General features: G+C 34.7%; 13 protein-coding genes and 2 tRNA genes. 11 read left to right on the top strand and 4 right to left on the bottom strand.

Annotation, left to right across the window (positions count from 1 at the left end; all coding sequences use genetic code 11):
• Window positions 1-88: 88 nt before the first annotated feature.
• Entirely contained in the window at window positions 89-2668 is a 2580-nt protein-coding gene (locus AC6IWN_RS12345; RefSeq protein WP_497987716.1) for an ABC transporter substrate binding protein, read from the top strand.
• 205 nt (window positions 2669-2873) lie between these two features.
• On the opposite strand, the gene AC6IWN_RS12340 is transcribed toward AC6IWN_RS12345, so the two are convergent.
• Window positions 2874-3971, bottom strand: a complete 1098-nt coding sequence (locus AC6IWN_RS12340) for an aldo/keto reductase (protein WP_497987715.1) — start codon at window positions 3969-3971, stop codon at window positions 2874-2876.
• 445 nt (window positions 3972-4416) lie between these two features.
• Here AC6IWN_RS12340 and AC6IWN_RS12335 point away from each other — a divergent pair, with 445 nt between their 5' ends.
• Window positions 4417-5214 carry a TraX family protein gene (locus AC6IWN_RS12335; protein WP_497987714.1) on the top strand — a complete coding sequence of 266 codons (798 nt, stop codon included), beginning with the start codon at window positions 4417-4419 and terminating at the stop codon, window positions 5212-5214.
• On the opposite strand, the gene AC6IWN_RS12330 is transcribed toward AC6IWN_RS12335, so the two are convergent.
• Window positions 5211-5384: a hypothetical protein gene (locus AC6IWN_RS12330; protein ID WP_497987713.1), complete on the bottom strand. Its 174-nt coding sequence runs from the start codon at window positions 5382-5384 to the stop codon at window positions 5211-5213. The genes AC6IWN_RS12335 and AC6IWN_RS12330 overlap by 4 nt on opposite strands.
• A 288-nt stretch (window positions 5385-5672) precedes the next feature.
• On the opposite strand from AC6IWN_RS12330, the gene AC6IWN_RS12325 reads away from it, so the two are divergent.
• The 3 genes from AC6IWN_RS12325 to AC6IWN_RS12315 all read left to right on the top strand — a co-directional run bounded on the left by AC6IWN_RS12325 (window position 5673) and on the right by AC6IWN_RS12315 (window position 9801).
• Window positions 5673-6170: a DUF5721 family protein gene (locus tag AC6IWN_RS12325; RefSeq protein ID WP_497987712.1), complete on the top strand. Its 498-nt coding sequence runs from the start codon at window positions 5673-5675 to the stop codon at window positions 6168-6170.
• 198 nt (window positions 6171-6368) lie between these two features.
• Window positions 6369-8420, top strand: a complete 2052-nt coding sequence (gene htpG, locus AC6IWN_RS12320; protein ID WP_497987711.1) for a molecular chaperone HtpG — start codon at window positions 6369-6371, stop codon at window positions 8418-8420.
• Between the two features lie 544 nt (window positions 8421-8964).
• Window positions 8965-9801 (top strand): DegV family protein, encoded by an 837-nt coding sequence (locus tag AC6IWN_RS12315; RefSeq protein ID WP_497987710.1) that lies wholly within the window; start codon window positions 8965-8967, stop codon window positions 9799-9801.
• A gap of 305 nt (window positions 9802-10106) precedes the next feature.
• Here AC6IWN_RS12315 and AC6IWN_RS12310 read toward each other — a convergent pair whose 3' ends face one another.
• Entirely contained in the window at window positions 10107-10442 is a 336-nt protein-coding gene (locus tag AC6IWN_RS12310; RefSeq protein WP_497987709.1) for a winged helix-turn-helix transcriptional regulator, read from the bottom strand.
• Between the two features lie 145 nt (window positions 10443-10587).
• Between AC6IWN_RS12310 and namA the strand changes: the two genes are divergently transcribed.
• The 6 genes from namA to AC6IWN_RS12280 all read left to right on the top strand — a co-directional run bounded on the left by namA (window position 10588) and on the right by AC6IWN_RS12280 (window position 14392).
• Entirely contained in the window at window positions 10588-11604 is a 1017-nt protein-coding gene (namA, locus tag AC6IWN_RS12305; RefSeq protein WP_497987708.1) for an NADPH dehydrogenase NamA, read from the top strand.
• Between the two features lie 243 nt (window positions 11605-11847).
• Entirely contained in the window at window positions 11848-12390 is a 543-nt protein-coding gene (locus tag AC6IWN_RS12300) for a dihydrofolate reductase family protein (RefSeq protein WP_497987707.1), read from the top strand.
• A gap of 151 nt (window positions 12391-12541) precedes the next feature.
• Window positions 12542-12615: transfer RNA gene (locus tag AC6IWN_RS12295), tRNA-Pro, on the top strand.
• Between the two features lie 272 nt (window positions 12616-12887).
• Window positions 12888-13283 (top strand): beta-sandwich lipoprotein, encoded by a 396-nt coding sequence (locus AC6IWN_RS12290; RefSeq protein WP_497987706.1) that lies wholly within the window; start codon window positions 12888-12890, stop codon window positions 13281-13283.
• Window positions 13284-13665: 382 nt separating this feature from the next.
• Window positions 13666-13950 (top strand): hypothetical protein, encoded by a 285-nt coding sequence (locus AC6IWN_RS12285; protein WP_497987705.1) that lies wholly within the window; start codon window positions 13666-13668, stop codon window positions 13948-13950.
• A gap of 115 nt (window positions 13951-14065) precedes the next feature.
• On the top strand, window positions 14066-14392 hold the full coding sequence (locus AC6IWN_RS12280; protein WP_497987704.1) for a hypothetical protein: 327 nt from the start codon (window positions 14066-14068) through the stop codon (window positions 14390-14392).
• A gap of 19 nt (window positions 14393-14411) precedes the next feature.
• Here AC6IWN_RS12280 and AC6IWN_RS12275 read toward each other — a convergent pair.
• Window positions 14412-14484: transfer RNA gene (locus AC6IWN_RS12275), tRNA-Thr, on the bottom strand.
• Between the last annotated feature and the right edge of the window lie 106 nt (window positions 14485-14590).

The raw sequence follows: 14590 nt of genomic DNA, 5'->3' as shown, positions 1-14590 counted from the left end.
TGATTTTTATCCGACAGTTATAATTTGCATAAGAATATTATTTGACTAATATAAATTTGTGACGCACATTATTATTGGGAGGAAAATAATGCGAGGAAAGCTTAAGTTTTTAAAATATTTGATATTTGTTATATCTCTTTTCCTTATATCAAGAGCATCCACTGTATCAGCAGCTGAACAGAGCGATTTAAAGAATGTTCTGATTCTCAATTCCTATCATCAAGGACTAAGTTGGACGAACGATCAGACAGTAGGAATAATTGATGTACTAAAGAAAAGTAATAAAAATATAGATTTGCTCGTTGAATATATGGATTGGAAGAATAATCCGTCTGAGATGAATCTGACATTACTCCATGATTATTATAAGTTCAAATATGCCAATAAAAAGATTGACTTGGTGGTGGCTACAGATGATGCGGCATTGCAATTCGCACTGAAAAACAGAGAGGAGATATTCTCGAATGCTCCGGTCGTATTCAGCGGCGTGAATGCCGATAGTGCAAAAAAGATTACTCAGGGTTATAAAAAAGTAACCGGTGTACTGGAGGAATTTTATCCGGAGCAAACAATGGCAATGGCACTAAAGATTAATTCAACCATCAAGAATGTTTACCTAGTATATGACAATACAGAGAGCGGATTAACCATGGGGAATGAAGCAATCAGAAAGATACATTCTGCCTACCCAGCAATTAATCTGATCTCAATGAATAAAATGACGTTTGATGAAATAATTCATACGGTAAAGAGCTTAGACAGTAATAGTATTGTTTTAATGACTACATATAGCTACGATATTAAGCAGAAGATTTATGAGATGGATTATGTTATTCGTGAGGTTTGTGCAAATAGTAGTGTGCCGGTTTATCATGAGTATGATTTTGGCCTGAATAATGGAGTACTCGGTGGTGTAATGTTAAGCGGAAAGCTTCAGGGTGAATCTGCAGCTAAGCTTGCGGAGCGTGTGCTTTTGGGTGAGGATGCGAATAGAATTCCTTATTTGATCCCGGAATCAACACTGTCAGTGATAGACTACCAGCAAATGAAACATTTTGGTATTACCATGAATCAGATACCGAAAGGTTTTAAAGTGATTAATAAACCATTTTCCTTTTTTGAGACCTACAGAGATCTTGTATTATCGGTAATCGGTATCATATTGGCACTCATAGTATTAATCAATTTCCTGCTTATTCATATAAGAAAGATCAATAAGATGAAAAAAGATCTTTCCCAAAGTCATGAGGAGCTTACCCAGCTCTATGAAGAGTTAACCGCTTCTGATGAAGAGATGAGGCAACAATATGATGAAATTCTTAGCATAAATGAAAAAATTCGAATTGGTGAGGATAAATTAGCGTATTTGGCTTATCACGATATGTTAACAAGTCTTCCAAACAAAGTTATGCTGTATGAGAATGCCAGCAGTATTCTTTGTCCTGACTGTGGAAAAGTTGCTCTATTGTTTGTGGACATAGATAACTTTAAGTATGTTAATGACTCCTTAGGACATGCGTTCGGTGATCTCTTAATTAAGAATATAAGTGAAAAATTAACTACTCTGTTTGTAAATGAAGAGAATGTCTACCGTTTGAGTGGTGACGAATTTGTCGTTTTACTTCCTAATATTATGGATGTTGAAGAAGCTCAGAATGCAGCTGATAAAATACTTCAACAGTTTGGTAAGGAGATTAAGATACAGGAAAGCGTATTACGAATCGGAGTAAGTATCGGTATCGCGATGTATCCCGAGCATGGTAACCGGTTGGAACAGTTGTTAAAATACGCAGATATTGCGATGTACAAAGTGAAGGAAAATGGAAAGAAAAATCATATGTTATATGATTCCTTTATGAGTGATGTATTTAATGAGAGAGTTAGTATTGAAAAATATCTTCAAAATGCACTGGAAAATAATGAATTTGAACTACATTATCAGCCACAGATAGACCCTAATCTTAATAAAATTGTAGGATTTGAAGCACTACTTCGATGGAATAGTCCGGAGCTTGGTCGTGTTTCTCCAATCAAATTCATAAAGGTTGCAGAAGATACTAGATACATTATTCCGCTAGGAACATGGGTTATACAAACAGCATGTAAGTTTATAAAGAATGTTATAGAGATGGGCTTTGATGATTTATATATCTCGATTAATATATCAATCCTTCAGTTATTACAATCTGATTTCTGCGAATTGTTATTGGATACGTTGAATCAGTTGGATTTGGATCCGAAATACCTGGAACTTGAGATAACGGAATCAATATTAATGGAATCGGTGGATAATATTGAACGTGATCTACAAAAATTAAGTGATCACAATATCAGGATTGCTCTGGATGACTTCGGAAAAGGGTATTCCTCATTAAGCTACCTTAGTCAGTTACCAATTACTACACTAAAAGTGGACAAGTCATTTATTGATTGCATTGAATATGGCAGTGATAGCGCTTTAACAGGTCATATTGTTACCTTAGGAAAATCCATGGGTATGAGTGTTGTTGCAGAAGGCGTAGAAAAGAAGGAGCAACTGGATTATCTGATGCAGTACAAATGTGATAAGATACAGGGTTATTATTTTAGTAAACCGTTACCGGATAAAGAATTGATTGATCTGCTCAATCATCCGGATCATTTGCCCTCACCGTATACAAAGCAATAAGAAGAGGGAAGAGAAATTCTGATAATAACTATTATTATGTAAGGTTTGCTCTTTAAGGAATTAATAAAAGAGACTTATCAGTTTTGATTTTATATGATCAAAACCGATAAGTCTTTTCTTAATTATTTGTTGTCATTTATTTATCAGTGTTTCAAATCTTATGAGGTCCATACCATATGACTGATTTTCTTGATAGAACGATTACTTAGTTTGCTAGCCCAATGAGTTCCAAGCGATCAATTATATCAAGATGCTGCGTACATAAGGTTTCACATTGACCACATTTAATACATTCAGCAGCTTTTGAAGCAGGAATACCCCAATGATTTTTCAAGCGATCTTCAAGGCTATTACCGAGAATTTTCTCATTATAAGCATCCATATATTTCGGAATATCAATATCCATTGGACATGATTTGCAATAACCACAGCCCGTACAGAGATCATTCAAGGTCATACCCTTGCTTTCATATTCCTGATATATCTCAGAAGCCGGCTTTTCAACCAAATGCTCCACGGATTTCACTGCATCATCCACATGCTCCTTCGTGGTCATACCGCATAGAGTAACAGTGATTTCTTTATGTGCTGCTACAAAACGAAGGGCAGCTTGTGGTACGGTAAGGTTGGTACCTTCTGTTAAGTAATTAAATACCTTCGGGTTATTAGGAATTAATCCTCCACCTAACGGATTCATAACTACGATACCCATACCATTATCATATGCTGCACGAATACCTGCCTGGCGGAAACGGTAATTCAACGCGTTATATCCGATTAACATACCCTTGAAGGAATTGGTTTTAATTACTTCTTCCAGATCATTACCCTGCATATGTGAGGAGAAGGTTATATTACGAATTAAGCCTTCCTCTTGTGCTTTCACATAGCTTTGATACATTAAGTCATACTGCTTTTCGAAGGAATCGAGACTCAGCATACACCATAGATAATAGAAGTCCAGATAATCAACCTTCAATCGTGTGAGAGAAGTCTCAAGTCTCCTACGGAAAACATCCTGTGAAAAATCTTCTCCATACACGCCCATATTTACTTTTGAAGATACATAAAAACTATCTCTTGGTAATTGGGACAGTGCTATACCGGTGATGATTTCACTCTTGTCATTACAGTAGAATGGTGCTGTGTCAAAGAAGTTAATTCCTTTTTCATGAGCATATAATGCGACTTCAGCACATTTTTCAAAATTGCCTGCTTTTACATCGGCATCATTATATCGCATTGCTCCCATGCCGATTGCGGATACTTTCATATCCGTATCACCATATTGCTTATAATACATGTTAAAACCTCCAGTAATTAAGTGATGAAAACTTCGCACATGAAATTCTTAAGATTGCTTGATTACGTGGTTCGCTTTAACTTTAACAACGTAATTTACCAAGCAAAGATTCACCGGCGAAGTTTATATGTTGTGATATTTATTAATAACATGTGGACTAGTATACCATAATGAATAATAGGAGTGAATAAGAATTCTGATAAAAAACAATGTAGTATGTTATATTATTAATAAACCAAAGGAATGTTGTAGAAATTATTGCTTATCAATGAGTTGGGGCATGATAACCTAATTCGTTGAAGATTATATTCTGCAACAACCCTTTTTCTAATAACAGGTTTGACTTTTAAATCCTTCTTAGCTAGAATGGAACTAGCACAATGAACGTGGATGGGAAGCGTGCAAAATTAATTTTTTTTTAATGGTGAAAGGGAATAATAATACGATGAATTCATTTAGACTGAAAATATTTGCAATAACGGCTATGTTTATAGATCATTTTGGAGCGATTTTTATTCATCCAAGTGAAAATTATTGGTTATACTTTACTTGTCGAGCAATTGGTCGCTTGGCATTTCCGATCTTTGTATTTCTAATTATCGAGGGATTTTATCATACCAGTAACGTTAAGAAATATCTGATTCGATTGGGAATATTTGCATTGGTTTCCGAGATACCGTATGACATCGCTTTTTATCAGAAGAATTTTGGAATAAGTATTTTTGAGGATATCCATAAGGCAGCTACCGAACACACCGGTTATAAGATGATTTTTGATCAATTAATCAGTTATCAGAATGTGTTCTTTACGCTATTCTTAGGGTTGCTATTAATTACTTTAATGAATATGGTAGAGAATAAATTCCATAAAAATGTATACGATTATGCAGTTGCCAATTCAATAGATGGTGCTTTGACGTTGATTCTATGTGCTATCGCCTATGTATTAAGAACTGATTACAGTATCGCGGGTATATTATTGATCGTATCTTATTATCTGTTTCGTGAAAGCAAAGCGATTATGGCAGTTTGTACCGCAGTGATTATGGGATCTATGTATTGTAACTGGTTACTCTTCTTACAAACGAATAACCCATATACTGTAATAAGTATATTATCTGTGTTAGCAATAATCCCCATATCATTGTATAATGGAAAGAAGGGTAAAAATATAAAATATCTATTCTACATTTTTTACCCTGCTCACTTATTATTATTCTTTATCATACTGACAATTATTTAATCTTCAAAATGATGTTGCTGTGTGGAGCTAGAATGGGATGATTTGGAAGAAAAGCGTGTATCTTCTCCGGTAGCATGATTCTTCTCCGGATAATAGTACTTTGATTGAAAATCATTTAGGCTGTTTGTGGATGGGAAACGATAGGTTTTTTTGGTAGGTTCAAAATACATATAGTCAATCCTCCTTTTAATCAGTGTAAATGTCAATATGCTCAGATTAAAGCTTTATTTATAGGAAGGGCAAAGCATATTTTTAAAATAACTTAGTTTTACAATTCTTAAATTACGGCTAATCCTATGAATACTGACGGTTAAAATATATGATAAGGATTTTTAACACCCTAATTATAATATTATTGTTCTAAAAATACGTTTTATCTATACTAGTACAATGTTTACAAAAAGACTGGTAAGTATGCAATGGATTTCAAAATTTTGTTTTTTAAAGGAGAGAAAGCAATGATTTCACTTAATATAACGGAGGTAAAACAGTTCATGGGGAAGTTGCTTGCCAATGCGACCTTTGATTCCTTCCTGTTACGGGAATTGGAACTGCAAACCTTTACTAACTTTAAAATTATGGGGCAACTCAATGAGGACTTCTTCTCAAAGGAAGAACTAGAGGAAAAGAACGAGCATGAGTTCGTACAGTGGAGTGATGTAAGACAGACGGTATTTGGGATGATTAAAGGCAACAAAACACCGCTTTCTCTAAAAATTGTATTTCAGCTTTCGCGTTCTGAATGTGAGGAATTAGTACACCAAGCCGGTGGAAGACTTCGCATTGAGGAGATTGGAGGGTTGTACCTAAATGTTCGATTTGATAAGGGTGCGCTCCATATCATAACGGGAGTAGCAATTAAGACTTTTACACTGGATAAGACGCTGGAGCAGGAGTGGGATGCAAAAGTAAAAAATCTGCTACGGGATAATGGGATTATTTTTGAAGAAGAATAGAATTATTAGCACTCTTAGCCTAAGAGTGCTAATTTTGTCTTGACATTTTTATGGGTCAGTATTATTATGATTTTTGAAGGAAATTTACCGATGCGATAACCGGTATCTATAATACCGAGGAGCAAATTGTAACGCAGAGTGTGGATGCTTAAGAAACACACTTAGTTAACAAATAATGAAAGAAAAAGGAGTGTTATTATGAGTACAGAACGTGGTAGTTTATCAATTCATTCAGAGAACATTTTCCCAATTATTAAAAAGTGGTTATATTCTGATCACGATATCTTCATCCGCGAGATTATCTCGAATGGTAGTGATGCAATCACTAAACTTAAGAAGCTTGAAATCATGGGAGAGGCAAATATCCCGGAGGATAATAAGTACAAACTTACCGTTACGATCAACCCGGAAGAGAAAAGCATATGCTTTTCCGATAACGGAATTGGTATGACTGCTGATGAGGTAAAGGAATATATCAATCAAATCGCTTTCTCCGGAGCGCAAAAGTTTATGGAGCAGTATAAGGATAAGACGAATGAAGACCAGATTATCGGACATTTCGGATTAGGTTTCTATTCAGCATTCATGGTGGCTAAGAGAGTTTCAATTGAAACCCTATCCTGGCAGCCGGATGCAAAGGCGATTCATTGGGAATCTGACGGCGGCACCGAATATGAGATGGGCGAGAGTGATAAGACCGAGCGTGGTACGGATATTACCTTATATCTGAACGATGACAGCTATGAGTTCTCCAATGAATATCGTGTAAAAGAAGTAATTAAGAAGTACTGTTCTTTTATGCCGGTTGAAATCTACTTTATAAATGCAAATGAACCGGTGAAGGAAGAAGAAAAAGAAGAAGTAATTGATGCAGAAGTAGATGCAGATGGTGTAGCAGCAGAGGCAGCAGAGAAAAAGGGCCCGCAGCCGATTAACAACCCACATCCGCTTTGGGCGAAGCACCCAAATGACTGCACCGAAGAGGAATATAAGGAATTTTACCGTGATGTATTCCAGGATTATAAGGAGCCTTTGTTCTGGATTCATCTGAATATGGATTATCCATTTAACCTAAAGGGTATCTTATATTTCCCTAAGATTAATACCGAATATGATTCCTTAGAGGGTCTGATCAAATTATACAATAACCAGGTGTTCATCGCTGATAATATTAAGGAAGTTATCCCTGAATTCTTAATGTTACTGAAGGGTGTAATTGACTGTCCGGATCTTCCACTGAATGTATCCAGAAGTGCATTGCAAAATGATGGCTTTGTTAAGAAAATCTCCGATTATATCTCCAAAAAGGTTGCTGATAAGTTATCCGGCATGTTTAAAGTGGAAAGAGAAACCTACGAGAAATTCTGGGATGATATCAACCCATTTATCAAATTTGGATGCTTAAAGGATGACAAGTTCCGTGAGAAGATCAAGGATGCTCTCATCTTTAAGAATCTGGACGGAAAGTACATCACTATAACTGACTATGTTGAAGCTAATAAGGGTAGTGATGTGGAAGAAGAGAATAAGGAAGAGAATCAGGACCAGAGTACAGCTTCTGAGCACGATCATGTGCATGATGAAAACTGCGACCATGATCATGACCACGAACATGATCACAATCACGAAGAGGAAGAGAAGAAGACTACAATCTATTATGTGACCGACTTAAAACAGCAGAGCCAATATGTGAACATGTTCAAGGATGCAGGAGTGGACGCATTTATCCTGACTCATAATATTGACCAGCCGTTTATCTCTCAATTAGAAAATCAGGAAAAGAATATCAAATTCCAGCGTATTGATGCCGATATCACGGATGGCTTCAAGGAAGAAACCAAAAAGAAGGATCAAAAGGTTCTTCAGAATAACACAGAAGCTATGACAACATTGTTCCGTAAGGTTCTTGGTAAGGAGAAGCTTGAGGTTAAGGTTGAGAAGTTTAAGAATGAAAACATATCCTCTATAATCACACTTTCCGAAGAGAGCCGAAGAATGCAGGACATGATGCGTATGTACAGCATGAATGGTATGGATATGGGCGGATTAGATGCCGGAGAGACCTTGGTACTTAACGCAAACAATAAGCTGGTTCAACATATTATCACGAATGAAAATGCAGATAACACTTCATTATTCTGCGAACAGCTCTATGATCTTGCACTTCTTGGACATAAACCGCTTGAGCCGGAGGCAATGACCAAGTTCATCCAAAGAAGCAATGAGATTATGCTTGCTTTAGCAAAGTAAGATTGATGAGTAAAAAGTAAAATAATTTATTGATAGCAACACGCATTTAAGCCTTTAAGATTTTAGGTTAATGATAAAAGTATGAGAAGTACTACGAGATTCGTCTTTCTAAAGTAAACGATTGCACATATAATGTTTACTGAATTGGAGAGAAGATCACTGGGTACTTCTCATTTTTTGTAATTTATTAAGCAATAATTATCGTATAACCTTCATTTTGATAAATGAAATCGAAATTTGTTAAGTGGATACTAACTCTGGACGACATTTTCAGTAGTAATGTGGATTGAATTATCGGGAATTTATTTGAACGGACAGGAGATAATATCTATAAATTGTTGAACGTAATATAAATGTAAAATATTTATTAAATCAAGAAAGCACTTGATAATGTGAGCATCTATATGTTATTATATAGTAATAAAAACTAGATGATAAAGTATGCAAATTTGATGATGTGATTTGGAATACAATATTAGGAAATAACTGGAATTATAGTAGAAGCATACCCCACTTATCATTTCTATAACAGGAGGATGAATAGATGTCATACAGAATTATTGGAGACAGCTGTACGGATTTAACAAAAACAATGAAGGAGAATCCTAACATTAAGCTGGTCCCCCTAACTCTTATGGTAGATGATGTTAGTATTGTAGATGACGAAACCTTTAATCAACAAGATTTCTTAAGTAAAGTGAAAGCATGCCCACGCAGCCCTAAGTCAGCTTGCCCTTCACCTGAGGCTTATATGAAGCATTTTGACTGTGAAGGAGATGTATATGTTGTAACATTATCATCCCAATTAAGTGGTTCATATAACAGTGCTGAGGTTGCGAAAAATATATATTTGGAGGATCATCCGGATAAAAATATTGAGATAATTGATTCACGTTCGGCATCGATTGGTCAAACCTTAATTGCCAAGAAGCTGATGGAGCTCATCGAAGAGAAATATTCATTTGAGGAAATCGTTAAAAAAATCATTGTATTCCGCGAAGAGATGAGCACCAAATTTGTTATCGAAACATTAGAGACGTTGAGAAAGAACGGACGTCTATCCGGATTACAGGCCTTCATTGCCAATGCCTTAAATATCAAACCGGTTATGGGCGCAACTCCGGAAGGAACCATATGCAAGATCGATCAGGCACGAGGTATTGTTAAGGCATTATTGCAGATGGTAAAAGCAATCGAGCAGGATGTAGTTAGACCTCATGAAAGAACTTTGGGTATCGCACACTGTAACTGCCTCGAGAGAGCAGAATATATCAAGAATGAGATATTAAAAAGAATACCATTTAAGGATTGCTTAATAGTGGAAACAGCTGGAGTAAGCTCAATGTATGCGAATGAAGGCGGAATCATCGTGTGCTATTAATGGTCATCTTGTCGCCGGACACGATCCTTTATTCAAAAGGCAACTCCATTTATCCTCGTAGACATAATAAAAAATAATGCGAAAACATCACAGAATAATAAAGAAAGCAGACCTGGATTAGGGCAGCGAACCGAGTATATGTTCACTTAATAGCCCTGTCTCAGGTCTGTTTTTTACCCTTTTCTGACCTAACCATGCATGAGCTACTACAAATAAACACAAAAAAATCTCAGAAACCATTCCCGAAACCTATCCAGACTAATGGAGTCTACTCACTTTGTGTTTTTCATTGAACTCATAAAAAGTCATTCTAAAATTGTAAGTCCCCACTTCTTCAACTCTATAAATGCAGCTTCTAAACTTTTACCTTTTTTAGTTAACTCATATTCAACTTTTGGAGGTATTTCTGGATAAACGCTTCTTTTAACTAACCCGAATTTCTCTAATTCACGTAGTCTAAGGGATAGTGTTTTGGGACTTATTCCATCTAAAGAACGTAACAATTCCCCAAACCTTATTGTTCCATCTATCAATAAATCTCTTATTATCAGAAATGTCCATTTACTACCTATGATATCTATTGCCGCTTCAATGGGACATTTCTCATCGGGATTTCCACGTTCAAGTTTGATTTCTGACATAAATAAAACTCCTTTAAAGCATTGATTTATCACAATACTTACTTTTTTGAAATTATATGAAAAAAATATCACTACTTTTCAAAATATAGTATAAATAATATAATGACATTATGCAAGAAAATTAAATAAAAAGGAGATTATAATTATGAATACTTTTAGAAATTATACTGTAAAAAATTTAAATTTAAAAAACAGAATTGTTATGCCACCAATGTGCATGTACTCTTCTGACATGACTGGTATAGCAAATGATTTTCACTATACTCATTATGTTACCAGAGCTATTGGTGGAGTTGGTCTTATAATAGTTGAATCTACAGGAGTAATTGAAAATGGAAGGACAACAGACAGTGATTTAGGGATTTGGAATGATATGCATATTGATGGGCTAAAAAAAATTGCGAATGGTGTTAAAAAGCATGGTTCTAAAATTGCAATACAATTAAATCATGGTGGAAGAAAATATACAGGAACAGCTAGCCAAGCTGTAGCTCCAAGTGCTGTTAAATTTGATGAGAAAAGTATATTGCCTAAGGAATTAACGAAAGATGATATTAAAGAAATTGTGCTAAACTTTAAAGAAGCAGCTAAAAGAGCAGATAAAGCTGGATTTGATGCTGTAGAAATACATGGAGCACATGGTTATTTAATACATCAATTTCTATCACCATTATCAAATTTAAGAAAAGATGAATATGGTGGAGATATAAAGAATAGAACCAGATTTTTAAAAGAAATATTACAAGCTGTAACTAAGGTATGGCCAAAAGAAAAAGCAATTTTGCTTAGAGTATCAGCTTATGATTATAAAGATGGAGGAATAACATTAAATGATATGGTTGAAATCATAAATGAAATTAAAGAGTATATTGATATAGTGCATGTTAGTACTGGAGGAGTAATTCCGGTAGAAATAAATGCATATCCAGGATATCAAGTAAATTATTCAAGTAAAATTAAAGAAAAATGTAACATTCCTACAATAGCTGTTGGCTTAATTACAGATGTTAATATGGCTGAAGAAATAATATCGAATGATAGAGCAGATTTAGTTGCAGTTGGTAGGGAACTTTTAAGAAATCCATACTTTGTGTTAAATAAAGCAAAAATTAGAAACTTAGATTATGATTATCCAGAACAATATAAAGGTGCTTTCAATTAATACTCTGAAGTTAAATACTCAATGTTATACCAGTACGGTGAAGCATATCATACATTAAAATGTTTTGGAAGAAAGAATATTATAAATGAATTTAAATAGTAATACAACGCAGGACAAAGGCGTGCCCCTCTTCCTCCTGCGTTTTTATTATAAGGTATCATTTATATAAGAAAAAATGATATAATAATGTTTATATAGTCATTATTCTGGAAGGTATTAGAAAGTCAAAAAGGAGGTATTCCAATGAAAGGGAAAATCATATTAAACCTAGCAATAAGTCTTGACGGGTATATTGCTTCAGAAAATGGAGGATATGACTGGATTGTAGGAGATGGAGATACTACACTGGACACAGAAAAGAAATACGAATTTGATAAATTCGTAGAAAGTGTTGATGTAGTAGTTATGGGAAAAAAATGCTATGACCAAAATATGCATAGTGATTATAAGAATAAAAAGGTATATGTAGCAACTTCACAGGATATAAAGGATCATGATAATATCCGATTTATTCGTGGAGACATCAATAAGATTATATTAGATGAGAAGGAGAAAGAGGGATCGAATATATATTTGTATGGAGGTGGTGTTCTTGTAGATGGTTTTCTAAAAGCAGATATAATTGATGAGTATATTATAGGAATCATCCCTATCATATTGGGTAAAGGAAGACCCCTGTTTTTAGATAATAATCCGACGATCACATTACACCTAGATGAGTATATCATAGAGAATGGTATCACTATTTTAAAATATTCAAAAAGAAAAAATGATGTTAATATATAATTTGGTTTGATGTTTTGGATGTTGAAAATTGGTTGAAATTTTTCATAAAATAAGAAAATTTATAGTTGACTTTTTAATGCATTTATTAGATAATATCTAATGCAGTGTTTGTGAAAGAGTTGACCGTATAAGCATTAGCATAGTAATAAATCGAGGCGTGGCTCAGTTTGGTAGAGCGCTGCGTTCGGGACGCAGAGGCCGTGGGTTCGAATCCCGTCGCCTCGACGATAAGAGTTCTGATTTTATCAGGGCTCTTTTTTGTGTGTTGCATTACATGTTGCATAAAATGGATTATATTTGACAAGATTACCAATTCTATGAGAGAATTTGTTTACACAGAGTAACGAATACCATAACTGGAGATGATATCAAGATTTGACGTTAAGCATAGAATGAGAGGGATAGATGAAAAGCTCATCATGGTAAGAAGCTCGGTAGCAAAGAGAATATCTATTTATTATGAAAAATCAAATTAAATTTAAAGGAGATTATAGTACATGAAGAAAAAGATTTTATTTATAACATTGTTGATTGCATTATTATTTACGTTCACAGGTTGTCAAACGGAAGCGGATAAGGTTTCACATAACTTATCGAAAGAAGCAGATAACTTTAATGTTGTAAGACAGCTTACGGTTATCAACTGTATCGAAGGTGATGTTTTATTTCAAATGACAGGGAAAATGTCAATCAAGGCAGATACAGCAGATAACCAACTAGAAGTCACAGTTGAGGATGAAGACGGAACATACAAAAAGCACTTCATTGGATTAAGCGATAATGTTACATATGTGGTAGAAGATATCAGCAAAAATAAGGTATCTAAATATAAATATACGCTTAATTACAATCCTAAAATGTGGATTCCGGTTGATGTGAAAACAATTGATTAGTAAAAACAAAGTTTCATACCGTTTATATTTAAATTTGTTATATTTTTATAATGGAAGTTTCAGAGATGTGAGCTTCCTTTTAACAGTATGTGATGTATGAGGGTACGGATTCCATCGCATCGACTATAAGACCTATCAGTGAATTCTGATAGGTCTTTTTCCATACTAGGACATTGCAATACTTTCTAGTATAGAAAAAACTTTCAGTCAGGATACGCACTTCGTGACTATGAGGTTTTACTCGGTAACCGCTTAGGCACGAGAATTTCAGCATGTTAACATATTGTTCTAGTTTGAGAAGCTTGTATTTGGTTACCTTTACAGTTATGGTTAGTATTGATATAATAATGGTAAACAATGGGATATAAGTGGGAGGTTTATTATGACAAAAAGAAAATTAGATGCATTATTAGCGAATTTAGATATCTATGAAACTAAGGAAATACCAAAGGAGAGTTTAAAGGACTATAATATGTATCAAATACATAATGATGAAGCGGGGAAAGATTATATTGTAGAGAAGGGGGAACTCGATCAATCAGAGATTAATACAGCACTTTTAGCGGAGATTTTACAAGGAGTAAAGACAATAAGGGCTACTTGTATCTTCTTTGTATCTTTTTTCATAATAATCTGTATTTTGTTATTTATAAATATCCTTCATTAAGATAACTAAGCCACTAATATATATGATTACTAATACATTTAGTAACAAATTTCAGAACGTATATTCTGATTTTTGTGGAATAATTATTGAAAAAGATCGAGAAAAGTGGTACTATTTGGTATATATGAAAGGAGCTGATATCGTGATTCTTGAAGAAAATATGGAAGAAGATTTAACAGTAGTAGAGGAAACAACCATCAACTCTACAATAACTGGATACGTTACAGTAAAGAATAGTGCGGTTATGCAGCTTTACGGAACAATAACAAAAGATCTTACTATTGAAGAAGGTAGCAAAGCCTATGTCTTTGGATGTGTTGGCGGTAGCATAACGAACAGCGGTGAGCTGGAAGTGTACGGTGAGGTTGGCGGTGAAGTGATTGATCATACCGGAAGTGCCTTTGTTTCGCGTAAGGCAGTAGTTGGGGGTAATGTGGAGTAGAGCTGAAGGCATAAAAAACAGCTCCCCATGGGACTCGAACCCACGACCTACGCATTACGAATGCGTTGCTCTACCAACTGAGCTAGGGAAGCATAAACATAAAATATTAAGTATTGAATGGCTACTCAACTATTCTATTATAAAGATGGGTAAATTTCAAGAACAATTTAAAAAACTTATGCATTGATATTTATGGTG

The sequence above is a fragment of the Variimorphobacter sp. HTMS_6 genome (assembly GCF_059717775.1).
The sequence above is the reverse complement of the archived record's forward strand: the minus strand, read 5'-3'. Positions and strand labels throughout refer to the sequence as shown.

Coding starts and splice junctions, on each gene's coding strand:
- AC6IWN_RS12285 (WP_497987705.1), top strand. CDS start 13,666: ATGACAAAAAGAAAATTAGATGCATTATTAGCGAATTTAGATATCTAT.
- AC6IWN_RS12290 (WP_497987706.1), top strand. CDS start 12,888: ATGAAGAAAAAGATTTTATTTATAACATTGTTGATTGCATTATTATTT.
- AC6IWN_RS12345 (WP_497987716.1), top strand. CDS start 89: ATGCGAGGAAAGCTTAAGTTTTTAAAATATTTGATATTTGTTATATCT.
- AC6IWN_RS12325 (WP_497987712.1), top strand. CDS start 5,673: ATGATTTCACTTAATATAACGGAGGTAAAACAGTTCATGGGGAAGTTG.
- AC6IWN_RS12300 (WP_497987707.1), top strand. CDS start 11,848: ATGAAAGGGAAAATCATATTAAACCTAGCAATAAGTCTTGACGGGTAT.
- AC6IWN_RS12315 (WP_497987710.1), top strand. CDS start 8,965: ATGTCATACAGAATTATTGGAGACAGCTGTACGGATTTAACAAAAACA.
- AC6IWN_RS12340 (WP_497987715.1), bottom strand. CDS start 3,971: ATGTATTATAAGCAATATGGTGATACGGATATGAAAGTATCCGCAATC.
- AC6IWN_RS12310 (WP_497987709.1), bottom strand. CDS start 10,442: ATGTCAGAAATCAAACTTGAACGTGGAAATCCCGATGAGAAATGTCCC.
- htpG (WP_497987711.1), top strand. CDS start 6,369: ATGAGTACAGAACGTGGTAGTTTATCAATTCATTCAGAGAACATTTTC.
- namA (WP_497987708.1), top strand. CDS start 10,588: ATGAATACTTTTAGAAATTATACTGTAAAAAATTTAAATTTAAAAAAC.
- AC6IWN_RS12330 (WP_497987713.1), bottom strand. CDS start 5,384: ATGTATTTTGAACCTACCAAAAAAACCTATCGTTTCCCATCCACAAAC.
- AC6IWN_RS12335 (WP_497987714.1), top strand. CDS start 4,417: ATGAATTCATTTAGACTGAAAATATTTGCAATAACGGCTATGTTTATA.